The sequence below is a fragment of the Proteus sp. CA142267 genome (genome assembly GCF_003336825.1).
GTDB classification, from domain to species: domain Bacteria; phylum Pseudomonadota; class Gammaproteobacteria; order Enterobacterales; family Enterobacteriaceae; genus Proteus; species Proteus terrae.
The window spans coordinates 334,645-358,072 of sequence record NZ_QPMG01000002.1 but is presented as its reverse complement, the minus strand read 5'-3'; the positions used below and the strand labels follow the sequence as shown (position 1 = coordinate 358,072).

At 36.2% G+C, this 23,428-nt stretch carries 31 protein-coding genes, 1 tRNA gene and 1 pseudogene; 24 read left to right on the top strand and 9 right to left on the bottom strand.

Annotated features, from left to right (window positions below; genetic code table 11):
- Positions 1–265: 265 nt before the first annotated feature.
- From C0T34_RS07360 to C0T34_RS07280, 16 genes and pseudogenes are all read left to right on the top strand, one after another.
- The gene (locus tag C0T34_RS07360) at positions 266–541 is read left to right on the top strand and encodes a hypothetical protein (RefSeq protein WP_109849938.1); all 276 of its coding nucleotides are present in this window, start codon (positions 266–268) and stop codon (positions 539–541) included.
- 29 nt (positions 542–570) lie between these two features.
- On the top strand, positions 571–789 hold the full coding sequence (locus C0T34_RS07355) for a hypothetical protein (protein ID WP_109849937.1): 219 nt from the start codon (positions 571–573) through the stop codon (positions 787–789).
- Positions 790–801: 12 nt separating this feature from the next.
- On the top strand, positions 802–1,026 hold the full coding sequence (locus tag C0T34_RS07350; protein WP_162556818.1) for a hypothetical protein: 225 nt from the start codon (positions 802–804) through the stop codon (positions 1,024–1,026).
- A gap of 88 nt (positions 1,027–1,114) precedes the next feature.
- Positions 1,115–1,342 (top strand): hypothetical protein, encoded by a 228-nt coding sequence (locus tag C0T34_RS07345; protein WP_109849935.1) that lies wholly within the window; start codon positions 1,115–1,117, stop codon positions 1,340–1,342.
- Between the two features lie 255 nt (positions 1,343–1,597).
- The gene (locus C0T34_RS07340) at positions 1,598–1,873 is read left to right on the top strand and encodes a hypothetical protein (RefSeq protein WP_109849934.1); all 276 of its coding nucleotides are present in this window, start codon (positions 1,598–1,600) and stop codon (positions 1,871–1,873) included.
- Positions 1,870–2,022 carry a hypothetical protein gene (locus tag C0T34_RS18200; RefSeq protein ID WP_164530398.1) on the top strand — a complete coding sequence of 51 codons (153 nt, stop codon included), beginning with the start codon at positions 1,870–1,872 and terminating at the stop codon, positions 2,020–2,022. The genes C0T34_RS07340 and C0T34_RS18200 overlap by 4 nt, the downstream gene beginning before the upstream one ends.
- The gene (locus C0T34_RS07335; protein WP_109849933.1) at positions 2,019–2,339 is read left to right on the top strand and encodes a hypothetical protein; all 321 of its coding nucleotides are present in this window, start codon (positions 2,019–2,021) and stop codon (positions 2,337–2,339) included. The genes C0T34_RS18200 and C0T34_RS07335 overlap by 4 nt, the downstream gene beginning before the upstream one ends.
- A gap of 1 nt (position 2,340) precedes the next feature.
- Positions 2,341–2,952, top strand: coding sequence for an ERF family protein (locus C0T34_RS07330; protein ID WP_109849932.1), 612 nt, complete (start codon positions 2,341–2,343; stop codon positions 2,950–2,952).
- Positions 2,952–3,497: a single-stranded DNA-binding protein gene (locus C0T34_RS07325; RefSeq protein ID WP_109849931.1), complete on the top strand. Its 546-nt coding sequence runs from the start codon at positions 2,952–2,954 to the stop codon at positions 3,495–3,497. The genes C0T34_RS07330 and C0T34_RS07325 overlap by 1 nt, the downstream gene beginning before the upstream one ends.
- A 72-nt stretch (positions 3,498–3,569) precedes the next feature.
- Positions 3,570–3,851, top strand: coding sequence for a hypothetical protein (locus C0T34_RS07320; protein ID WP_109849930.1), 282 nt, complete (start codon positions 3,570–3,572; stop codon positions 3,849–3,851).
- Positions 3,851–4,111, top strand: coding sequence for a hypothetical protein (locus C0T34_RS07315; protein ID WP_109849929.1), 261 nt, complete (start codon positions 3,851–3,853; stop codon positions 4,109–4,111). The genes C0T34_RS07320 and C0T34_RS07315 overlap by 1 nt, the downstream gene beginning before the upstream one ends.
- Complete coding sequence (locus tag C0T34_RS07310) at positions 4,104–4,379, top strand: hypothetical protein (protein ID WP_109849928.1); 276 nt, start codon at positions 4,104–4,106, stop codon at positions 4,377–4,379. The genes C0T34_RS07315 and C0T34_RS07310 overlap by 8 nt, the downstream gene beginning before the upstream one ends.
- Before the next feature lie 72 nt (positions 4,380–4,451).
- Positions 4,452–5,726, top strand: a complete 1,275-nt coding sequence (gene dcm, locus C0T34_RS07305) for a DNA (cytosine-5-)-methyltransferase (protein ID WP_109849927.1) — start codon at positions 4,452–4,454, stop codon at positions 5,724–5,726.
- Between the two features lie 270 nt (positions 5,727–5,996).
- Complete coding sequence (locus C0T34_RS07295) at positions 5,997–6,308, top strand: DUF2591 family protein (protein WP_109849925.1); 312 nt, start codon at positions 5,997–5,999, stop codon at positions 6,306–6,308.
- Positions 6,295–6,897 (top strand): annotated as a pseudogene (locus C0T34_RS07290) (MT-A70 family methyltransferase). Before C0T34_RS07295 ends, C0T34_RS07290 begins: the two are co-directional and overlap by 14 nt.
- Positions 6,898–7,205: 308 nt before the next feature.
- The gene (locus tag C0T34_RS07280; protein ID WP_063693452.1) at positions 7,206–7,412 is read left to right on the top strand and encodes an AlpA family transcriptional regulator; all 207 of its coding nucleotides are present in this window, start codon (positions 7,206–7,208) and stop codon (positions 7,410–7,412) included.
- Between the two features lie 3 nt (positions 7,413–7,415).
- On the opposite strand, the gene C0T34_RS07275 is transcribed toward C0T34_RS07280, so the two are convergent.
- Positions 7,416–8,600 carry an integrase arm-type DNA-binding domain-containing protein gene (locus C0T34_RS07275; protein ID WP_109849951.1) on the bottom strand — a complete coding sequence of 395 codons (1,185 nt, stop codon included), beginning with the start codon at positions 8,598–8,600 and terminating at the stop codon, positions 7,416–7,418.
- 165 nt (positions 8,601–8,765) lie between these two features.
- Positions 8,766–8,853: transfer RNA gene (locus C0T34_RS07270), tRNA-Ser, on the bottom strand.
- A 182-nt stretch (positions 8,854–9,035) separates the two neighbouring features.
- Between C0T34_RS07270 and tusE the strand changes: the two genes are divergently transcribed.
- Positions 9,036–9,365 carry a sulfurtransferase TusE gene (gene tusE, locus C0T34_RS07265; protein WP_023581360.1) on the top strand — a complete coding sequence of 110 codons (330 nt, stop codon included), beginning with the start codon at positions 9,036–9,038 and terminating at the stop codon, positions 9,363–9,365.
- A 43-nt stretch (positions 9,366–9,408) separates the two neighbouring features.
- Here tusE and C0T34_RS07260 read toward each other — a convergent pair whose 3' ends face one another.
- Positions 9,409–9,690, bottom strand: a complete 282-nt coding sequence (locus C0T34_RS07260) for an acylphosphatase (RefSeq protein ID WP_098943690.1) — start codon at positions 9,688–9,690, stop codon at positions 9,409–9,411.
- Positions 9,691–9,887: 197 nt separating this feature from the next.
- On the opposite strand from C0T34_RS07260, the gene hspQ reads away from it, so the two are divergent.
- Entirely contained in the window at positions 9,888–10,208 is a 321-nt protein-coding gene (gene hspQ, locus C0T34_RS07255; protein WP_006537351.1) for a heat shock protein HspQ, read from the top strand.
- A gap of 78 nt (positions 10,209–10,286) precedes the next feature.
- Here hspQ and C0T34_RS07250 read toward each other — a convergent pair whose 3' ends face one another.
- Entirely contained in the window at positions 10,287–10,700 is a 414-nt protein-coding gene (locus C0T34_RS07250; RefSeq protein WP_109849924.1) for a CoA-binding protein, read from the bottom strand.
- Between the two features lie 137 nt (positions 10,701–10,837).
- Here C0T34_RS07250 and C0T34_RS07245 point away from each other — a divergent pair, with 137 nt between their 5' ends.
- Positions 10,838–11,296, top strand: coding sequence for a methylglyoxal synthase (locus C0T34_RS07245; protein WP_075673145.1), 459 nt, complete (start codon positions 10,838–10,840; stop codon positions 11,294–11,296).
- 1 nt (position 11,297) lies between these two features.
- Here C0T34_RS07245 and helD read toward each other — a convergent pair whose 3' ends face one another.
- On the bottom strand, positions 11,298–13,349 hold the full coding sequence (helD, locus tag C0T34_RS07240; RefSeq protein WP_098943691.1) for a DNA helicase IV: 2,052 nt from the start codon (positions 13,347–13,349) through the stop codon (positions 11,298–11,300).
- Between the two features lie 114 nt (positions 13,350–13,463).
- Between helD and yccS the strand changes: the two genes are divergently transcribed.
- Positions 13,464–15,632, top strand: coding sequence for a YccS family putative transporter (gene yccS, locus C0T34_RS07235; RefSeq protein WP_109849923.1), 2,169 nt, complete (start codon positions 13,464–13,466; stop codon positions 15,630–15,632).
- A gap of 70 nt (positions 15,633–15,702) precedes the next feature.
- Here yccS and C0T34_RS07230 read toward each other — a convergent pair whose 3' ends face one another.
- On the bottom strand, positions 15,703–16,311 hold the full coding sequence (locus C0T34_RS07230; protein ID WP_098943693.1) for a TfoX/Sxy family DNA transformation protein: 609 nt from the start codon (positions 16,309–16,311) through the stop codon (positions 15,703–15,705).
- Positions 16,312–16,540: 229 nt separating this feature from the next.
- Here C0T34_RS07230 and sulA point away from each other — a divergent pair, with 229 nt between their 5' ends.
- Entirely contained in the window at positions 16,541–17,092 is a 552-nt protein-coding gene (gene sulA / locus C0T34_RS07225; RefSeq protein ID WP_109849922.1) for an SOS-induced cell division inhibitor SulA, read from the top strand.
- Positions 17,093–17,439: 347 nt separating this feature from the next.
- Entirely contained in the window at positions 17,440–18,531 is a 1,092-nt protein-coding gene (gene ompA / locus C0T34_RS07220; RefSeq protein WP_098943695.1) for a porin OmpA, read from the top strand.
- Between the two features lie 200 nt (positions 18,532–18,731).
- Here the strand turns inward: ompA and matP are convergent, their stop codons facing one another.
- Positions 18,732–19,193, bottom strand: a complete 462-nt coding sequence (gene matP / locus C0T34_RS07215; RefSeq protein WP_098943696.1) for a macrodomain Ter protein MatP — start codon at positions 19,191–19,193, stop codon at positions 18,732–18,734.
- Between the two features lie 361 nt (positions 19,194–19,554).
- On the opposite strand from matP, the gene C0T34_RS07210 reads away from it, so the two are divergent.
- Positions 19,555–21,297 carry a Lon protease family protein gene (locus C0T34_RS07210; RefSeq protein WP_098943697.1) on the top strand — a complete coding sequence of 581 codons (1,743 nt, stop codon included), beginning with the start codon at positions 19,555–19,557 and terminating at the stop codon, positions 21,295–21,297.
- Positions 21,298–21,380: 83 nt separating this feature from the next.
- A complete protein-coding gene (gene fabA / locus C0T34_RS07205) occupies positions 21,381–21,899 on the top strand; it encodes a bifunctional 3-hydroxydecanoyl-ACP dehydratase/trans-2-decenoyl-ACP isomerase (protein WP_023581351.1) in 519 nt (172 codons plus the stop codon).
- Positions 21,900–22,311: 412 nt separating this feature from the next.
- On the opposite strand, the gene rmf is transcribed toward fabA, so the two are convergent.
- Positions 22,312–22,482 carry a ribosome modulation factor gene (gene rmf / locus C0T34_RS07200; RefSeq protein WP_023581348.1) on the bottom strand — a complete coding sequence of 57 codons (171 nt, stop codon included), beginning with the start codon at positions 22,480–22,482 and terminating at the stop codon, positions 22,312–22,314.
- A 465-nt stretch (positions 22,483–22,947) separates the two neighbouring features.
- Positions 22,948–23,361: an ASCH domain-containing protein gene (locus tag C0T34_RS07195; RefSeq protein WP_098943698.1), complete on the bottom strand. Its 414-nt coding sequence runs from the start codon at positions 23,359–23,361 to the stop codon at positions 22,948–22,950.
- Positions 23,362–23,428 lie beyond the last annotated feature (67 nt).

Below are 23,428 nucleotides of genomic sequence, written 5' to 3'. Positions count from 1 at the left end.
GGTGGTGGCGGAGGTGGTGATTTAATTAATCTTGACGGCATATGATCATTAACAAATACCGTCTTGGTCGTAGTGTTTGACGATTTTTTATCGTTCATAATTCAATCCTATCATTGCATTGGGGGTGATTGAATTATACACAGATTTCTTGCGTTGGGGAATGTAAGGAACCACCTCACCTGACGTGGTTAAAAGCAGGAATAGTTAACTAATCCCAGTCCATCCTGTGGGCTGTGGTGAGTTGATTAATAGATAGGAGATAGAGATGGAAATATGGTTTAAGGAATTTGAGTCACATGGACGTCAGATTCTAATCAAGAAAGCTCATAACGCCGATGAGTCAAAAATCGGGGTGCAATATTGTTGGCCAGAGAAACTTTTCGAGGTCGATTTTGGATTGTGGATAGATTACGACGACGATGATGAGGAAAGCTTTAATAAAGCGGAAGAAGCACGCAACAAGCTATTCGACACCATCGATCAGGAAGCAGTAGATACCGCGGTGAGTAACTTAATTCAAAAACTCAAGCTTGATGATTAGCATCGTGTTTAGTTAATAACTGAGGGAGTATGACAGATAAAAACTACGCCCCACATTACGCGAGTGATGGGTCTAATACCTCGGCATCATTACGCGACAAGTTCGCAATGGCTGCTATGCAGGGTGATTTAGCTTCACATAGCGAAGATCTTGGTTATTTTCCAAATGATTTTCCAGATGAAGGCTTAGTTAATAGAGCTAATTTCTACTACCGCATGGCAGATGCAATGTTAAAGGCTAGGAGGTGATACGTGGGAAAGATGACATTCGTAATTGAGTATGAAGATGGTAAGGAGCCGTCTGTTAATTCAGGAACGGAGATATTAGGCGGTAAATTGTTATCAGTTGGATTTAATGACTACCGAGATGAACAACTAACTCAGGATGAAGTTAGCGCCTTAAATCACGCAATTAACTTTAACGACTTGAAAGAAACCTGCGAAGACTTTGAAGTCAATTATGACGAAGTTGTAGCAAAACTCTAAAGCTCTCGCTCAACAGTAACCCACCCTATATTTAGATATATAAACAAAACATTTCGTAATTAATGATATTCACTAAAAGGAAATAAAAATGATAAAACAAGAAACCAGTGTCGTTATTAATGTGAAATTAACTTTAGACCATAAAATTAAATCTCCACATGTTGAAGTAAAAACACAAGTATACGCTCATGAAGAAGCACCAGAATTAGCTATATTACTAAGTAACTTCTCAGATAATTTAGTTGGAGAAAATTCAATTAAATCATCATTTAAAAAAGCTGTTATAAACACATTGCTCAATAAAATAACACACTAATAAAATTCAAATCATTAAAAATAAATTAATACACCTTCACTTCACCAACACCAGATAACCTCCTTATTGCTCATCTAGCGAGGTCACCATGAAAACTAACTATTACAGCGCTATGCGTGACGGCATGGCGGTGAGTATCTCTACACCTTTTTTACAACTTGCTCGTCAAGCTGCAAGGATAGCCGTCTCGACAAATAACAAAAATATTTGGCGATTAGCCAGTCAATTACAAATGAAAGCTTATGGGAGGAAAGTATGTCACTGACCATACGTTACACCTATGCCGATATGACGAGCAGAAACCGAAATAATGGCACGGAAATAACCTTTCAGAATCTCAACGATGTCCACATTGAAACCGAATCATTCGGAGAACTTACCCAATATTACCAACCTGAACCCTCAGAAGTCGTTGATTACATAATCAGTCAATATGATGAAAAGTCACTTGCTACGGCTATTCATCTCTCAGGACGAGGGGAAGTGGTCGCAAAGATACTCAATGAGTTGTATTTCAGGAGGGTTGCGTGACAGACCATCAACAATGGTTAGAAGAATTGCGCAGGAGGTGCAAAGAATCGCAGGAACGCGAGCTCGATGAATTTATGTATCAAACGGAAGTGTTAGGACGGCAAGGATTGTCATTGCCAATGAAAGACTTTCAGGGAGATTTTCAATGAACAATATCTCTCATTTCTGCCCAACAAAAAAATACCCTCGATTAACATCACAGTTAGAAAAAAATAGAGAAGAGGCTCTCGCTAAGGCAATTGCAATGATTGACGGTCAATTGCCGAATACAAGTGTACCAGATAGGGAAAAACGATTAGCAATGGAATTGCTACACATGAACTTGAACACATCGAAAAATCACCCTCCTCTTCCTGAGCATATTCAAGCCCAACGAGATTCAAAAAGGACATATACGCCTAATAATAAATTTGAAGTCGATTACTACGGAAGTGATCGCCGTCAAGGTCAATATTTAGGGGATTAACATGACTGCTGTATACAAAGCTATTAGTAATGTTGCTAGAGAAATGGCTGAAACGGGCATTAAAAAAGGAAGTGTAAACCAACAACAAGGATTTATGTTCAGAGGAATCGATGCAGTATATAACGCCCTTGCTCCTGCTCTAGTTAAGCATGGATTACTTATTCTTCCACGGATTATTGAACGTACCGTCACGGAAAGACAAACACAAAGAGGTGGCTTGTTATTCTATGTCGTAGTGAAAGCTGAGTTTGAATTTGTTTCTGTTGAAGATGGAAGTAAACACACAGTTGTGACTTATGGTGAAGCGATGGATAGCGGAGACAAAGCCACAAATAAAGCCATGTCTATTGCATATAAATACGCAGCTTTCCAAACATTTTGTATACCAACCGAAGAAACAGCAATCGATGCGGATGCAGAAGTCCACAATGTAGCACCGAGAACACCAGATCAAATATTGAAAGATTTTACTAATTCAGCAATGGCTATTACAGATCTCAATATTTTGAAAAAAGAATTTGGTGAAACATGGAAGTTACTCAGAAAAACACCTGAACAATCAAAAGCAAAGGAAGTATATAACATCAGAAAATCAGAATTGGAGAAGATGTAATGGCAAGTAAAGGTGTAAACAAAGTCTTATTGATAGGACATCTAGGTCAAGATCCTGAAATGCGTTACCTCCCAAATGGCGATGCGGTCACTAATATTACATTAGCCACCAGCGATTCATGGAAAGATAAACAATCAGGTGAAACCAAGGAACGTGTTGAATGGCATAGAATTGTGATATTTGGAAAGCTCGCCGAAATTGCTGGCGAATATCTGCGTAAAGGATCACAAGTCTATATCGAAGGTCAATTACAAACACGTAAATGGCAAGATCAAAATGGACAAGATAGATACAGCACGGAAGTTGTAGTGAATATTAATGGTTCAATGCAAATGTTAGGTAACAACAATCAGGCAGGTAGGCAGAGTCCACAACAAAATCAAGGATGGGGTCAACCACAGCAACCACAGCAACCACAGCAACCACAGAAGCCAGCACAACATCAAGCACCACAGAGTCAACCACCGATGGATTTTCAAGAAGACGACATTCCATTCGCGCCAATTGGACACCCCTACCCACGCCACACTATTTATGTGATTTAACCAAGTGATATCAGTATGAAAGCTACGGACAGCTTAATTTAACTCGCAGGGATGCAAGCAGAGGAATGAATAATGGCAATAGTTCAATTTTATACAACAAGAAGTAAAGACGAAACTCCATCACAAATTACTAATAACCTCCGATATGAATTACCAGATGATCATAATTTCAGTGCTGATGATGACCTAGAATCCTGCATTGAAGCATGTGCAGAATATTATCACGCTGACTGTGACGGATGGGAGAGCAGATTTCCATGCTTATTTATGCTCTGGATTGACGATGAATACCTAGGGATATTTGAGGTTAAGCGTGAGTTTGAACCAACATTTTCAGCCCAAAAGGTGGAGTGATGGATAAATCAAGGATGCAATTTGAATCGTGGTTTAACAATCAGTATTCAGGTTATAACTACGATGAAAAACTTATTTCATTCGTTAAAGCACAATTATTTATTGTATGGCAAGCATCACGCGAATCATTATTACTAAATTTACCGATAAGAGAAAGGAATAAAGGTAATTATGATTATTTTACTGACGGATATAACAGTGGAATATCAGCATGTGAAATCGCTTTATTAGATAGCGGAGTGAAAATTAAAAATGGATAAAAATATATTAGAAATGGCAAAACATTTAAAAAACAAAATAAACTCAGGCGAAGGTATTGATGAACATAATTGGCAAGAAATAATTGAAGTTTGTAATGAAATAGAGCGAATTAATAATTTAGAACCCGTAGTATTTGCCAGACATACAGGAATGCAAAGACCACTAGATTTAACTGTATCTCACACAATATTAAATAATTGGATAGGATTTAACACTAAAAACCCAGAAATAAAGGATGATATTTACCCTCTATTTATTTTAGATTAAATAACCATGCAAATAATCGGATATGTATTACTCATGCTAATACAGGGTTCTGCACGTTTATAGGAAACCCAAATGATATATTTAAGTTTGTTCAATGGAATATCCGCTGGTCGATTAGCATTGTCTCGCGCTGGGATTAAATTTGATAAATATTACATCGCTGAAATAGATAAGTTTGCAAATAAAGTATCTGAATTTCATTATCCAGATAATATCCAGTTAGGTGACGTTAATAATTGGCGTGAGTGGGGTATTGACTGGTCAAGTGTTGGGTTAGTTACTGCGGGGTTCCCTTGTCAGTCGTGGAGTTTAGCTGGTAAGCAATTAGGCGATAAAGATGAGCGCGGTAAATTATTCTGGACGACATTAGATATAATGAGTCACGTATTAGAAAATAATCCAGACGCTAAATTTATGCTCGAAAATGTAAAAATGAAAAAAGAGTTTGAGGAATATATAACGCTTCATACCGAACGTGCATTAGGTTATGTAAATAAAACTCTTATTAATAGTTCATTATTATCAGCACAAAATAGACAACGTTATTATTGGACTAATTTTGAAATTAGCCAACCAGAAGATAAAGGTATTTTACTAAAAGATATTATTGATGATGACAGCATTACCAATAAAGAAAAGTCATATTGTATTGATGCCAATTACTCGAAAGGAACAAATTTAAGTCAGTACTTTAATAAATCTAGGCGACAAGTTGTTTTTTGTGGTGCAATTAGAGGTCGTTATATTATTAATGGAGTAAGACAAGACCATAAAATAAAAACAGCAGGACTTACCACTCAGAGATTAGAATTAAGAAATGATGAAAAAACAAATACATTAACTACCGTTCAAAAAGACAATGTTGTTGTTTATAGGGCATGCGAACCAAGGGAGCACGTTAAGCAATCCAAGGACGGATTAATTCATGTTGCTAATGCCACAGATATTAAAGGTAATGAACAGATAAAACGCATTTATTCCGATGCAGGAAAGGCTCCAACGCTATCCACATGCCAAGGCGGTCATAGAGAGCCGAAAGTTGCAATTAGAAATAAGAGTAAAACTGTTCGCTCATCTGGGCGCAACTCTTATGATAGACATGAATGGGATTCTATTAGTAACTGTCATTATCGAAAATTAACACCGACAGAATGCGCTAGATTACAAACATTCCCCGATGGCTGGTGTGAAAATATAGTTTCAAACTCACAATCATATAAATGCTATGGCAATGCTTGGACTGTTGATGTTATTGCTCACATATTTAAATGTGCATACAGAGAAAATAAATACGAAGCTATTCGTCCTGTTGTTAATTACGAACAATCATGTAATGCCAATATCTGAGAATTTATATACGCAATCGAAATACAATAAACGCGCTGAATATTTAATGTCAGTGAGGGATTTAACTATTATTTGTGGTGAGGTGATGAGAGGTGAATGAATTAAAAGAGGAAATAATTAATCTTCTAAAATACAACAAATTGACAAAGGCTGAATTATATTACTTATGTAGTCCTGAATACTCTAAAAGTCAGGTTAGTTGTGTAATTGGTCATTTAGAAGCAGGTGGAATTATCAGGAAAGGAATTTGCGAATATTGGGAGATAATCAATGAATAGCTATAATAAGTACACCGACCTTCAAATTAATGAATTAGTTGCTACAAGGTTAAAGAAGAAATGCTTATTAACGGAAGAATCTGTATTAGCTTATATGGATAGCGGCTATCGGACTTTCGACCCATGCAATAACCCTACTGACGCAATGCCGATTATTATTGAGAATGAAATATCGATGATTAAAAGCTCAGGTGGCTGGATGTGCTGCCATGGTTCAGTTGGTCAGGTTGAGCGTGAAAGCTTATACCGTGGCGCTATGGAATTATTCTTAATGATTAAGGATGCGAAGAATGAAAAAATATGACTTGATATTGTGCGATCCACCTTGGTCTTACAATAACAAAGTTTCAAATGGCGCAGCAGATAATCATTACAACACCACCGATTTATATTCCCTCTCTCGATTACCAATAGAAAAACACTCCTCTAAAAATGCCGTACTGTTTATGTGGTACACCGGAAACTTTGCACTCGAAGCAATTAAATTAACCGAAGCATGGGATTTTAAAGTTAAAAACATGTTCGGGTTCGCATGGGTGAAATTAAATAAAAATGCAGGAGATAGAATAAATAAAAAACCACCAGAAGATTTCTTTGACTTTATGGAAATATTAAACAATGAGACGAAGATTAATTGCGGTAATTACACTCGTCAAAATATTGAAATGTGTTTAATAGCCACAAGAGGTAATGGATTAGAAAGAAAGTCTGCAAGTGTTCGGTAAGTTATTTACTCATGTCTTAGTGAGCACAGCGAAAAGCCAAAAGAAGTCCATCACCGTTTAGAGGAATTATACGGAGATGTTCCACGGCTCGAATTATTTGCACGAGAGAAATATGGTGATTGGGATGTATATGGCAACCAAGTAGAAGGAAGCATTAAATTAATATAGATGAATTATGACATTTAATTAACTTGCAGGGCTAATAGCATTATGTGTACTTATTTATTTAATTGAAACAGGACAAACGTAATTATGGATATTATTGACTCAGCAAATGAAATAAACGAATTACATATTCAAGCATCATTATAAAATCGTAAACCAGCAATTAAATCTCATAACAGAATGTGTATTTGGTGTCACGAAGAACCTGTTGCACCTAATAGTGCATATTGCAGTAAAGATTGTGGTGATGATCATGAGCAATATAAACGGAAGAATGGATAGTATTACAAAATTACAAAAGGAAGAGAAGAATGGAATATAAACTATTACGCTTGGATGAAGTTTTAGATAGAACAGGATATAGCAAGTCATGGACTTACAAATTAATAGATAAAGGAGAGTTTCCAAAGCAGGTAAAAATAGGATCACGTTCGGTTCGTTTTATTGAAAGCGAAGTGGATGAATGGATAGAGCAACGAATTAATAATGCTCGTTGCCCTGAAAATACCCTCAATTGAATTTTATTTCTTTTTACTTCTCAGCTCATCTATATAATCAGCATACCACTGCATCATCTCCCTTCTACCCTCCAAATACAGCGCATGGTTATAAGTGCCACGGATAGAGTTTTTATCAACATGAGCAAGTTGTAACTCTATCCACGCTGTATTAAATCCTTTCTCATGCAATATTGTACTCATGGTATGTCTAAATCCGTGACCAGTGGCCCTTCCTCTATAACCCATTCTGCCAATCATTGTATTTATTGCCATTTCAGACAAATGTTTCTTATGATTAGTTCGACTAGGGAAGATATACTGATAATCACCAGATATTGGCTGTATTTGACGTAGTAAAGAAATTACCTGATCTGACATTGGCACAACATGCACCCTGCCCATCTTCATTATTTTTTCTGGTAGCTTCCATGTTTTGCTTTCAAAATCTATAAATGACCATTCTGATTTTCTTAACTCTCCTGGTCTTAAACCGGTAAGCATTAATATATTTAAAGCAGTTCTTACGATCTGACTTCCTTGATACTTGTCTACTGAAGATAAAAACTCAGGCAATTCATCAGCCAATAAATATGGATAATTTTCTCGTTGATGTGGAATAAACGCGCTGGCTAAATCTGGTGCAGGGTTATATTCAGCTCGTCCAGTGATGATGGCGTATTTCCAAACCTCACCACAGCGCTGACGAACTTTTTTTAATTTCTCTGTAACGCCACGCTTTTCCATTATTGAAAGCACTTCCAGCAATTCGAGAGGTTTAATCTCTGCTATTGGGCGATCTCCAATGTATGGGAAAACATCATTTTCAAATGCCTCCATCATGTCATTACGGTAACCCTCAGACCATCGGTCTTTTCTTCCCTCATACCACTCTAGAGCAATGCTTTTAAATGTATTGCTTCCATCAAACTTTGAATCCCTTTTCTTATCCTTCTTTATCTTGTTAGGATCAACGCCATCAGATAACTGCCGTTTTGCGTCATCCCTTTTCTTTCTGGCTTCCGCTAGAGTTATTGTTGGGTAGACACCGATAGCTAGAACTTTTTCTTTGCCATCTATACGGTATTTTAATCTCCAATATTTACTTCCTGATTTTGTAACTAATAGATATAAACCTCCTCCATCGAATAGTTTGTAGTCCTTTTCTTTTGGCTTACTGCTATCAACCTGCTTAACTGTTAGTTTCATATTGGGGGTATTAAATATTAAGGGGGTATAATGTCCCCCCATTTGTACCCCAAAAAAATGGAGCTTTCAAGAGACATAAAGAGACTTCAGGAGACAATGATTTAGTACGAAGGTTTGATTTTACTGGGATTAGGAGACTTCAGGAAACGCTAGGAGATGTTGAGATGGCGGAGGAGGAGAGATTCGAACTCTCGGATGGTTTCCCATCGGCGGTTTTCAAGACCGCTGCCTTCAGCCGCTCGGCCACCCCTCCGCAATGGGGAGCAATATAAACACCTAAGCTTATGTTGTAAAGCCCTTATTGTACTGTTTGCCGTAAAATTAAACGCATTACAAGTCAATGGCTTAATTTATCAACGATTTATGGGTTCTACTTGGGTATTTTCCTTATTTTTGCTAAATTAGCGGTATTATTTTTGATTGGTTGCTACTCACATGTTTGTATTTAACGGAAAAGAAATCGAGACAGATAGTCACGGTTATTTAAAAAATAGCAATGAGTGGAATGAAGATATGGTTCCAACATTAGCTGAACTAGAAGAAATTGAGCTTACAGAACAACATTGGGAGATTATCCGTTTTGTTCGCCAATTTTATTTAGAATTTAATACCTCTCCTGCTATTCGTATGCTAGTAAAAGCACTTGCACAAAAATATGGCGATGAAAAAGGAAATAGCCGTTATCTTTATCGTTTGTTTCCTAAAGGTCCTGCAAAACAAGCTACAAAACTTGCCGGTTTACCAAAACCCGTTAAATGTATTTAATATTATCTTTCGATAAAGATAATTAGAAATCATTAAAACAATATTACTCATAATGGTGGATTGAAAAATCTGCCATTTTTTCATATTCACAAGATGTTGCTGACCAAAATGTAATTTTGGCACTTCTTGGGCCACCAGCTTCTAACCAATCCTCAAATTCTTTTAACGCATTTTCTTTCGCAAAAGCCTTTACTCCCACGCTACCATCATCACGATTCCAAACATATCCTGTTATTGGTTGTTTTTTCATCCATTGATAAGTGAAAAAACGAAAACCAACACCTTGAACTCGCCCTTGAATAATATATTCTCTACCGATTTTCATATGCCCTTCTAATAGTATTTTTCAAATAAAAATTCTGTCTAGGTTATTGTCTTTTCTTTATACAATAGATAATCTGATTTTGTGAGGTTCTTTATTCATAATGAAAGCAAAGGATTATATTTTTTTCAAATCCTTGAAATTTCACTTTGTGCCCTCATATATATAACCAATAAGCAAGGCTATATGGAGGTGATACTATGATGACCGCCAGCAAATTTGGGATAGGACAGCAAGTTAGACATAAATTACTCGGCTACTTAGGCGTTGTTGTCGATGTGGATGCTGAATATTCCCTTGATCAACCTAATGAGGATGATATTGCATCTAATGTGACCTTGCGAGCAGCACCTTGGTACCATGTTGTGATGGAAGATGATGAAGGACAACCCGTTCATACTTATCTTGCTGAAGCGCAGATAACTTATGAAGTTTCAGATGAACACTTAGATAATGACTCATTGGATGAGTTATCACAGTCAATTCGTAGCCAATTACAAGCACCACGATTAAGAAATTAACTCAATTAATCTACATAAGTAGTGATCTGAATGAAATGACAATCGCCGATTTGTTTTCGGCGATTTTATTTTGGTGTATTACCAAGGAAGGCCATGCGCTTCAATTTCTTTTTTAGGGCAGCGATCCATTACCACACGTAATCCTGCATCTTCAGCTAAATCTTTAGCATCTTCATTAATAACACCAATTTGCAACCATAATACTTTGGCATTAATTTCAATTGCTTCTCGTGCAATTTCTACTGCAACATCAGATTGACGGAAAACATCAACCATATCAACAGCAACAGGAATATCTTTTAATGAGGCATAACATTGTTGCCCCAATAGGGTTTGCCCTGACATACCTGGATTAACAGGAATAACATCATAGCCTTGTTCTAATAGGAATTTCATGACCTTATAGCTTGGGCGATCTTCTTTATTACTCGCACCAACAAGCGCAATAGTCTTAACGCTTCTTAAAATGTCATAAATGTCTGAATCCACCATTTATCTACTCCGTTCATCATGAAGATTGAAAATATTATGATACATCATAGTATCTTGATCTGTTCATAGCTTATAAGATAAAAAAAAGGTATTTTGAAAACTGGAACAATTACTATATTTATTTTTAAAGGTATCAAATGGAACAAATTGACCGCACGCTCTTAAAAGAAAAAAATATCGCGCTTGTTGCCCATGACCACTGTAAAAGCTCATTACTGGAATGGGTTGAAAATAATCGTGAACAACTGTCTCTACACAAGTTATTTGCAACAGGAACTACCGGTAATTTAATTAATCACCACACTGGTCTTACTGTCACTCAAATGCTAAGTGGCCCAATGGGTGGCGACCAACAAATAGGTGCAATGATTGCTGAAAAGAAAATTGATATTATGATTTTCTTTTGGGATCCATTAAATGCCGTTCCGCACGACCCAGATGTTAAAGCTCTTCTACGCTTAGCTACGGTCTGGAACATCCCAGTTGCAACGAATCGTGCAACTGCAAACTTTTTAATTTCATCACCTCTCTTTTCACAAGAATCTACAATTAAAATTCCAGATTACGAAGGTTATTTAAAAGAGAGATTAAAATAATCTAAGGTTTTCGTTGTATAGGAACACCTTGAGATTTTAGCTCTGAAACAAAACAAGATGGCTGTTGTTTATTAAATAATAGCCATACTTGTTTTTTTGCTCTTGTTAAAGCGACATACATTAAGCGTCGTTCTTCTGCATTAGGATAATCTTCAACATTAGGCAGTAATGCCAATTCAATAATCGATTCTCTTGCCGGTGCTGGAAAACCATCTTTACCTTCTTGTAAACCTAAAATAATAACGTAATCCGCTTGTTGCCCCTTTGAAGCATGAAAAGTCATAAATTGTAGGTCTAATTTAGGCCAGCGTGTTTTTGCTTTTTTTAATAGTTCTGGTTTTAAATAGTGATAACGAGCGAGTAAAAGAATAGTTTCATTTTCTTCTACATAACCACTCATTTTATTTAGTAAGTTTTCAAGTTGATCGTCAGATAACAGTACGACTGACTTTTTATTACCTTTCACTAAACTATTTAAAGGCTTAGATAATTGAGCTGGGTTTTGTTGAATAAACGTATTGGCAATATTTCCTATCGTGTCATTAAAGCGGTAAGTCGTATCTAGTGCACATTCAGCACCTTCGCCAAAAGAACGATGGAAAGAAGTCGTTAATAATAATTCTGCGCCACTAAAACGATAAATGGCTTGCCAATCATCGCCCACTGCAAATAGAGATGTTTGTTTATTTTGCTGTTTTAATGCAGTTAATAATGAAGCTCTTAAAGGTGAAATATCTTGGAATTCATCAACAAGAATATGTTTCCATGGGCTAATAAAACGTCCTTTTTCAATCAGATTAATAGCTTGATGTAATAAGCCCGAAAAGTCGATCGCTTCTTCTTCTTTCAATGCTGTTTTCCAAGCTTTTAACAATGGTGATAATAATTTTAAATACTTTTTAAAGGCTTCTGTATATTCAGGCTGTACACTTTCGATCAGAGACTTTTGGCTACCACCTTGCATTCTTAATAAACCAACCCAACGCTCTAATCTTACAGCAACTTGGTTTTCTAATTTTTTATCATGCCAAAATTCACCGTCGGGGATATCCCATTCAAATTCTTGAGATAACCACTCTCTCCACCCTTTTGCTTGTGCTTTTTTCTGTTGGCACTGCTCTCGCCATTCACCTAATAGTAAAGATCTTCTTTTTTCACTGTTTATTTCAAGCTCACTAATTTTAGGTTGTTTTTTTGTCGCTTGTTGAATAATGGATAATGCCAATGCATGAAATGTTTTTGCCATAATATCGGCATTTAAACGATTAGAAAGTCTTTCATTCATTTCTTGTGCGGCTTTACGCCCAAAAGCAAGCAATAAAATTTGAGCAGGTTGCGCTAACTGACGACGTAATAACCAACCTGCTCTCGCGACTAATACTGATGTTTTACCACTTCCTGCACCCGCTAAAACAAGAATATTTTCTTCACCATTAATTACGGCTCGACATTGTGATTCATTTAATGGTGATGATTCAATCGTATTAAAAAATTCCGCATGCTCATTTAATATTTGAGTTACCCATGCAGAGTTTTCTTTATTAATAAGTGTTTCGCCTTGCTTTAGCCATTCCAAACATTGCTGATAAAGTGCTTGGCAATTATCAAATTGAATAAGGCGTTCAAGAGGAAGAGGAATAGCAGAAAAGCTTTCTTTGATAGATTGTTGAATTTCACTCAGTTTAGACTGTTTTATCCATCTATTTGATTGAGTGATTTCATTAATATTATGGAGCTGTTTCTCAAGAACCTGAGCACTTATTTCGCTCATTTCTTTGCTCCAATTTTGCCATGTTTGATAAAGATAACGATAAAACTGCTGAGTTTCTTCCCAGTCTGTTCCATGTAATCGAACAACTTTATCTTCAGGCAATAAAAATTCTAATTCCCCCCACACAATCCCTTTTTTACAAAAAATATTAATCAATTCGTTAAAAGGAATTAAATACTGATGTTTTTCACCACTGACTTCAATACCTGCATTTAACAATTTGACTCTATTATAAGGATGTTGTGCTAAACGTTGTCCCATCGGGGTGGATTTCAGTTCCATACATAATTCCTGCAATAAATAACAAATAGTCTGTTGTTAAGCTCTTTTTAATCGGTGATAAACCCTATATTCTAAGAGGTAATTATCTTCATCTTGTTTATTTAAGGGCTTTTTGTGTTCACTTTGCTAAATGGCGCCCGCCGATTTATCTATAATAGCCACTTTTTATATTATATTCGCATAATAATCGCGCTTACAGGAACGACTTTGTTTCCTTGGATTTTAGGACAAGAGCCTAAATATACAATTCCTCTAACTTTAGGCGTGGTAGCGGCCGCATTAACTGACTTAGATGATAGGCTCGTTGGCCGTTTAAAAAACCTCGTTATCACCTTATGCTGTTTTCTTCTTGCTTCAGCATCAATAGGGCTGCTTTATCCATATCCTATTTTATTCTTTTGTGGTTTAGCCATTTCTACTTGGGGATTTATTTTATTAGGTGCTTTAGGGCAACGTTACGCGACTATTGCTTTTGGTGCTTTATTAATCGCAATTTATACTATGCTGGGTATGCCTATTTTCCCTGAATGGTATGAACAACCCGTTTTATTACTGTTAGGGGCTATCTGGTATAACTCTTTAACATTAGTTGGTCACTTATTATTCCCAATTCGTCCAGTTCAGGACAATTTAACACGCTGCTACCAACAACTTGCAACTTACCTCGAAGCTAAAGCAACATTATTTGATCCTGATATTGAAGATGACTATCAACATTCGCTTTATAATTTAGCAATGGCAAATAGCCAACTAATTGACACGATGAACCAAACTAAAGTGACATTATTAAGTCGATTAAAAGGTGACAGAGGTCAACGTAGTAGTCGTTTCACACTTCATTACTATTTTGTTGCTCAAGATATTCATGAGCGAGCAAGTTCGTCACATGTTCAATACCAACTATTAAGTAATGAATTGCGACATAGCGATGTGTTATTTCGTTTTCAACGTCTACTTTCTATGCAGGCACGGGCTTGTGAACAAGTTGCACAATCTATTCTTTGGCATAAAAAATATCAGCATAATCCTTCATTAGAACGTGCTATAAATTATTTAGAAAATGCATTAAGTCATTTAAAAAACACAACTTCAGAGCCTCAATTAATAACACCTTTAAATAACTTACTGCAAAATCTTCAAGGTATTGATGCGCTTTTACGAAGTATTAGTACAGAGCAATACCAAATATCTCATGACCAAAAGGAAGAGACGCAACTTTCTGATGATGGTTTAACTGGGTGGCGCGATATTGCACTAAGAATAAAAGAGCATCTCACGCCTAAATCGGCACTTTTTAGACATGCCGTTAGGATGTCACTCGTGTTATGTATTGGTTATGCCATTATTCAATTTTTCCAATTGGATAGAGGCTATTGGATATTATTGACCAGCCTGTTTGTTTGCCAACCCAACTACAATGCCACTCGCCGACGTCTTACCTTACGTGTGAGTGGTACTATTATTGGTATTTTAATCGGTTTCCCTATTTTATATTTTGTTCCTTCAATCGAAGGCCAGTTAGTTTTAATTGTGATAACTGGTACGCTCTTTTTTGCATTTAGAACCATACAATATGCACATGCCACACTATTTATTACTTTATTGGTTTTATTAAGCTTCAATTTACTGGGTGAAGGCTATGATGTTGCCCTCCCCCGTATTATCGATACCTTAATTGGCTGTGCCATAGCATGGTTTGCTGTCAGCTTTATTTGGCCTGATTGGAAATTCCGCCAATTGCCTGTTGTTATTCAAAAAACAATGACAAATAATTGCTATTATCTTGATGCCATCCTTATTCAGTATTACCAAGGAAAAAATAATAGCTTGAGCTATCGAATTGCTCGTCGAAATGCCCATAGCAGTGATGGTGAGTTAGCCTCACTAATCTCCAATATGTCATCAGAACCAAAAAGTTATCAAGCTTCCCAAGAAGTTGCTTTCCAGCTGCTTTGCTTAAATCATACTTTACTCAGTTATATTTCTGCACTTGGTGTTCATCGTTCAAAAATAAAAGATGAGAATGTACTCACTTTGCTTAATGATACTGTTTGTTATATCGATTCAGCTTTACGTCGAAAAACGCCTCAAGATGAAGAGTTTAAGCAATCTCATGTAGAATTAATTGAAAGGATCAATCTATTACCTAATGCAGATAACCCTCGTATTCAATTGGTACTCACTCAAATCCGATTACTATTAGATTTACTGCCACAAATTATTAGTTGTATCCAAATTATTGAGCAAAGCGAATCAAATAGCCTACATCAACCCCAAGTCTAATCTCTAATTGACGTTATTTTCTCTAATTCCCATAAGCATATTAGAGAAAATAACAGTCATTACTTTTATCTTATTGAAAAGACAATTCGTTGTACCAATTTAATAATTCCATTTTAAGTTGACTAGGTAATACTGAACGATGGCACCCGACGATTGCTCCTGCCAATGAAAGTAAAAGTTCACTATTTCTCAAATTGTGGCTATGCATTAGTTTTAGATAACACGCTTTAGCACCGATTAAGCGCAGTTCTTCAACTTGATTAATACCAATTTGATTCAATCTTTTTTCTAATATCACACCTAGATTAGGTAAGTCTTTTATTCTGCAAGGCTTTTTTCGTTGCCCTAAATATTCTTGAATGCTGTAGTGATATGACATATCAATATATTGATCTAATTTCTGCTGATTTTCCCATAGTGAATCTGTTATATGGTAATAACGCAATATGATAGGAACTCCCTTTTTCAAATAGGTATAGGAGCTCATTTTTGTTGCCTTATAGAGAGTTTCTAAAAAACCACTTCCTTTTAAATAAAACTCATTATCAGATGTGATAGCAAACATAACATCATCAATCATTAAGCTAACACCACCAAATTGAGACTTTGTTGTTAACTCCCCATATTGCGCAATACGCGATAACAAATGAGCCTTCCTTTGCTCAGGTAAAAATAACATTGAAACTCCAATACAAATTTTAAGATTTAATTTTATCTTTGAATTCAAAAACATGCATAAGACATAACAAGAAAGACAATAAAGAATTTCCTTTTTATTGCCAATAGTTAACCGCTTGAAAATAGAGATTTACATAAAATTTGAGAGGAACTTTCAAAAAAATGAGCTTGATTTAAGCGAAATATAGAGATACTGTATATTCATACAGTACATATGGAACGAGGTAAATATGAAACTCTCAACATCATCTCCGACAAGACAGAACGCCATTCTCCAAGAGATCTCAAATGAGGTATTACCTCTATCTATCCCTTCAACAGTGGCGACTTACGATAGTAATAATAAACAAGGTATGGTGAGTGAACTTCTCTACCAAAATCCGCTCGTTATTAATCACATCCTTTTACCACTACTTAAACAGTATAGCCATGAATCACGCTGGTTATTGTGGTTAAACCCACAACAAAAGCTAAATCGTGCTTGGTTAAAAAATGCAGGATTACCACTTAACAAAATAATCCAATTAAATCATATAAATATGATAAACACTGTTGATTTAATGGAAAAAGCACTGGTGAGTGGTAATTACAGTGTAGTACTCGGTTGGTTACCAGAAATATCGTCAGAAGAGATGAAACGGTTAGAATCTGCTGCCAGTAAAGGAAAAACTCTCGGGTTTATTATGCGACAGCAAATTAATACGAATATCCATTTAGAAAGTAGTAATGCATCTAAACGACATTTGAATTCCGTAAAAATTCATTCAATTCACTACCATTAGTGAAATTTAAGAGTTTTCCTAATACTCAAAACGCCCTGATATCATTTAAGATAAGTCAAATGTATTTATAACTTAAATCATATAGTTACAATAAATTTAACAAAAATACAGAATATTTCCCATTGTGGAATAAGGCGGATCTTTTTAAAATTTTAAGTCGAATTTTAAAGGATTACTTGTAACTTTTTAAGTTCATTGTAGACTTTATGTCGTTAAGGTTATGCTTTAAATCCCATTTTTGGGATCATCATTTGATGAAAGCATTGGATTCCTAACAATAATTTAACCAAGGGCAAATAATAAGGCTTAAAGCCAAATGCCTAACTTGGATGATAACGAGGCGTAAAATGAAAAAGACAGCTATCGCATTAGCAGTGGCAGTGGCAGCTTTCGCAACTGCAGCGCAAGCAGCTCCAAAAGACAATACCTGGTATACCGGTGGTAAATTAGGTTGGTCTCAATACCAAGGTACTAGTAACCATTTCGGTGAAACTTCTATCGGTAACGGTAACACTCACCGTGATCAGTTAGGTGCAGGTGCATTTGCTGGTTATCAGTACAACCAATACTTAGGTTTTGAACTGGGTTATGATTGGTTAGGTCGTATGACTTATAAAGGTTCATATGACAACGGTGCATTCCGTGCTCAAGGTATCCAATTAACCACTAAATTAAGCTATCCAGTAATGGAAGACTTAGACGTTTATACACGTTTAGGTGGTATGGTATGGCGTGCAGATTCTTCTGCAACTAAAAACGCTACTTCTTTATCTCCAAAACAAGAACGTTTTTCTAATAACGACACTGGTGTTTCTCCAGTATTCGCATTAGGTACTGAATACGCGATCACTCCAAACATTGCTACTCGTGTTGAATATCAGTGGATCAACAACATTGGTGATAAAGGTACTCTGAATGCACGTCCAGACAACGGCATGCTGAGTGTTGGTGTTGCTTACCGCTTCAACCAAGAAACTCCAGCACCAGTTGTAGCTCCAGCACCAGTTGTAGCTCCAGCTCCAGTTGTTGAGAACAAAACCTTTACTCTGCGTTCAGACGTTCTGTTTAACTTCAACAAATCTACACTGAAAGCTGAAGGTCAAGAAGCTCTGAATGGTCTGTACACTGAACTGGCTAACATCGACCCAACTCAAGGTCGTGTAGTAGTTATTGGTTACACTGACCGTATCGGTTCACAAAACTACAACCTACCTCTGTCAGAAAAACGTGCTCAATCTGTAGTTGATTACCTGGTATCTAAAGGTATCCCTGCAAACAGCATCTCTGCAGAAGGTCGTGGTAAAGAAAATCCAGTTACTGGCAACACATGTGACAACGTTAAAGCTCGTTCAGCTCTGATCGATTGCTTAGCGCCAGACCGTCGTGTTGAAATTGAAATCCAAGGTACAACTGAAGTTGTTGTTCAACCTGGTCAATAATTCATATAGTAGAATAATCTACTGTTGATGAATTCAAAACCCTGCCACTGGCAGGGTTTTTCTTTATAGAGATAAAATTAAGGTAGGAACATAAAGACAAAAATGTTTTCGAACAGGTATGAAATATCACAATAAAAACATAGAACAAAAAAAACTATAAAAATAAATTATCAAAGTCGGTTAACCAAAATTAATATAACTTATTTTTCTTTATCGCGTTCTAATAACTCAATAAGCCCATCTTTTAAACTATGCACTTTCAATGCATATTGTTCTTTTCGCTCAGCGTCTTCGATTAATTGCACTATCGTTTCTGATAATGTGATCCCTCTTCGTTGTGACAAAGCAGATAAGCGTTGCCAGACTTTAAACGTTAAGTCGATTGATTTTTTGCGCGTATGTTGATGCTCAGCATTAAAATAACGCTTTCTACGAGCACGAATAGTTTGCTTCATCCGATTAGATAAATCAGGAGCCATATGCAAATCTATCCACTCTAAAACTTTTAATGGTTGCGATTCAAGAAGCAACAATTGCTCAATAACTTCATCAGCGGCACTTTTTTCTATATAACGGGTAATTAATTCACCTTCGCGGTGTTTTTTTACTAGGTAGGCCCACTTCCAGCCACATTCTAGGTTCTCTAATTGTTGATATTTCATACAAAATCCCGTGACAACGTAACTATATAGTAGCATATCAACAATTTTACAAAAATACTGCCACTGAACCGAAATTTTTTGACTATTTTATAGGCGAAGTTATTTTAGATAATCTTGCTTATCAATTAATAACAAGCCTTGATAAGGGATAGTTTTCTGAGCACGTTATGATAGAATCGAGCGTCGCTATCATAAAACCTTAATGACCACTTATTAGCTCGTGATTATAAGGTCGTAGCGATACATATTCCCTGCCTATGCAGTTGATGACAGTTAAAGAACCGTCTTATTGCAGGATAGATATCAACTTATACGATATCTAATTATCTCTTTTCACTAATCAATAATAAAAACGGTAACCTTGAAAAACAACGAATTAGAATGGCAGGCGTTACGTCCTGATTACGCCTCCTACCAAACTTTCTTTCAAACAGCATCTCAATTACCTGCATCTCTACTTCGTGAGGTTCAACCTCGCCTGTATGAAAGCCTGCAATGGTTAAACAATGCAGATTCAGGGCAATTTATGCTGTTAAAAGCGGATGATTCTGCTGCTTACTTTGATATGCTGACAGACACATTAACGCAATCAGGGATCAAAACTGATCCCGTTGTTGGCAGTTATCAAGCAGAAACCAATAAAATCGATTGGCAAGAAAATGTGCACGGCGCATTTTCATCATCAGAATCTATTACTTGTTGCCAATGGATAGAGCCAGAACAACTTTTTGGTTCATTCTATTGCCATAAAGACGAAGTTACTCTTAGCCCAGGCTTATTACATAAAGTAAATGGAGGCATCTTAGTCCTCTCTATAAAATCTTTACTTGCACAACCACTAATGTGGTTTCGCCTTAAAAAAATGGTTGAAGAGCAGCGTTTTGAGTGGCTTGTCTGGAATGACAATCAATCCCTGCCTTTACCTATTGAAAGTATGCCACTCAATCTTCGTGTGATTTTAGTTGGTGATAGACTAAGCCTTGAAGAGCTTGAATTTATGGAGCCTGAGCTCAGTAGCACTGCTTTATATGGTGAATATGAATACGACATGTATTTAGAAGATGAAACCGCTCTTTCTCAATGGTGTGGCTTTGTAAATTCATTGTGCCAAAAATATCGCCTCCCTTCTCTATCTGCGGATGCTTGGGAAGTCTTTCTAACACAAGCCGCAAGACAGCATGAAGATCAGCTAATACTGAGCCTAGATTTAGAATGGCTTTTACGCCAACTTCGTTATGCAATACGTTTTAATCACGAGGCTTCTCTAACTGCTGATGCATTGAAAAAAGCAGAAGAAAATCGCCTATGGCGACACAGTTATTTGTTAGAGCGTAGTCGTGATGAGATTTTACAAGACCAAGTCATGATACAAACAGAAGGTGAAGCTGTTGGTCAAATCAATGGACTTTCTGTCTTAGATTACCCAGGATATCCTGATTTAATTGGAGAACCGACTCGCATTACCTGCGTTGCACATATAGGTGATGGTGAATTTACGGATGTTGAGCGAAAAGCTGAGCTTGGTGGCAATCTTCATGCTAAAGGAATGATGATTATGCAAGCTTACTTGAACTCAGAATTACGTTTAGACCAACCACAGCCATTTAGCACCTCGATTGTTTTTGAGCAATCATATGGCGAAGTTGATGGTGATAGCGCCTCTTTGGCTGAATTATGTGCATTTATTAGCACGCTGGCACAACAACCTATTGATCAGCAAATTGCCGTTACAGGTGCAGTCGATCAATTTGGTCAAGTTCAACCAATTGGTGGCGTAAACCAGAAAATCGAAGGTTTTTTTGATATCTGCCAACAAAGAGGATTAACGGGTGCGCAAGGCGTGATTATTCCTCTTGCTAATATTCGTCATCTTGTACTCAACGAAAATGTGCAGCAAGCGGTAAAAGAAGAGAAATTTCATATTTGGCCTGTCACTCATGTAGCAGAAGCAATAACGCTACTGACTCGTCAGCCATATTATGAAGAGCAATGTGAACCAGAACAATCAGACTCACACTTGTTAGCTGTTATTCATGATCGTATAACACTCGCAAATAATCAGGATAGACCTAAATTACCTTGGTTCTTACGTCTATTCAGATAATTCTGTTTCAAGTGATCGGAGTTGTTCAGCGTACAAGTGTAAGCTATTCTGTTATCTTACACTTGATAAAGGCTATATAGACAATGGTTGATAAACGCGAATCTTATTCTAAAGAAGACCTCATTGCTTCAGGCCGTGGTGAATTATTTGGCCAAGATGGCCCACCACTGCCATCTGGTAATATGCTAATGATGGATCGCATCATTAAAATGACAGAAGATGGCGGCACCCATAATAAAGGCTTTATCGAAGCAGAATTCGATATCAAGCCAGATTTATGGTTCTTTGATTGCCACTTCGTCAATGATCCTGTTATGCCAGGTTGCTTAGGCCTAGATGCTATGTGGCAACTTGTTGGCTTCTATCTTGGCTGGCTTGGTGGTGAAGGTAAAGGCCGTGCACTTGGTGTTGGTGAAGTTAAATTCACCGGACAAATATTACCAACAGCAAAAAAAGTTACCTATAAAATTGATTTCAAACGTGTTATCAATCGTAAACTGATTATGGGTATCGCCGATGGCGAAGTGTATGTTGATGGTAAGCTGATTTATGAAGCAAAAGACTTAAAAGTTGGCTTATTTAAAGATACAACTGCATTCTAAGTTCGATAAAAATCTGAATCTATTATAGAAATACCGTGTAATATAAAGTACACGGTATTTTTTATCTACTCCAATAGTCTATTTTCCCTTTATAACAAATTGATTGGTTATAAAGCACGCGCATAGAATTCTTGCTATTTTTCTTACTATTTATGGTTTTCGCTTACGCAAAAGTTTTCATAAAACAAAATTAAAAAAGTAATGATAAGATAACGTAAAAAGGCTTACAAAATATGTAAGCCTTTTTATATCCAAATTGATTGTTTGTTATTTATACTCAAATTGTCCTATGCTCAATGTGTACATAGGAATGTATATAAATAACCCTCGTTTTGATTGTCGGTAAAATCTTAGTGATAATATTTAATAGAACTAAAAATAAGCTATTATCTATTTCACTACGACGGGTTATTTATTTTACCAGACTCGGGCGATCTTCCATGGCCTGTCGCCAACCTCCAAGCCAATGTGAACGCGCATCAATGGCGAAATAAGGGCAAAGTTCTTTTGAACGGCCTTGCATACCAGCTTGATAACCTTTCGATAATGCTCTTGCTAAACGATCTCGTTTCTGTCTTTTCATATCTAGACAACCCTCACGTTCTAAGTTTAAGCGGAAAGATAATGATTGTTTTTTCAACAACCACTATAAATTGATACGCTTTATTGAGCATTTAAGCAAGTAAAGAAGTTAATACAAATGTCATATTTGTGATGTTGAGCTAATCGCAAGTTTAATAACCATCATTATCATTTATTTTATTTAATATTTTAATTGAAGTACTAGCTAGTTATTTGAATATATTATATCAATAAGCTATTGATATGTTATAAAAAACCAAGAAATAAAAAATAAATTTTTTAGTTTCATCTTATAAAACCAATAAATTAAATAAGATAAAATGATGTTTTTATTTAAATTTATGTCAATATAAGACTTGATTTATAAATATGATTTTTGCTCTATTTTTATTTTTTTGTAGAAAACTCTTTTTAATTACCTTTGTTTTATTAAGGAATTAGCTATTATTGAAAATAAAAGAGGCTATTAACACCTCTTACATACTTCTATTAATTCAAACTCTTCAAATACCAACTCCATATCTTCTGAAAAATGGCCTTCTCGATTAAAGAAATCTTTATGCCCTTCTTGCCAATACGCCAAACTTAAATCTCCTTCCCCCTCTCTCTTAGCCAATTCTTCCGTGATTTCATTAAATCGGATTAACTGCAAAGAACGTGTTCGAATAACGCAAACGGGCTCATTTTGACTGTTTAGAATAATACTAAATCCCCCAATAACAGGAATAACGCTGTCACTAAAAAAGCCATTTAATGAGCTACACGTTGCCGTTTTTTTTCCTTCTACCACCAGCATAGCTAACTCATCCGCTAACTGAGCATTATCACCAAATGACCAACTGATCGCAGTGGGATATTTCTTTTTAAGGATTTCTAACATATTGTTTCCTTTATTTTTTAACAAACAAAACCCAATATTCAACTTAAACACAATTTAAGAGAATATT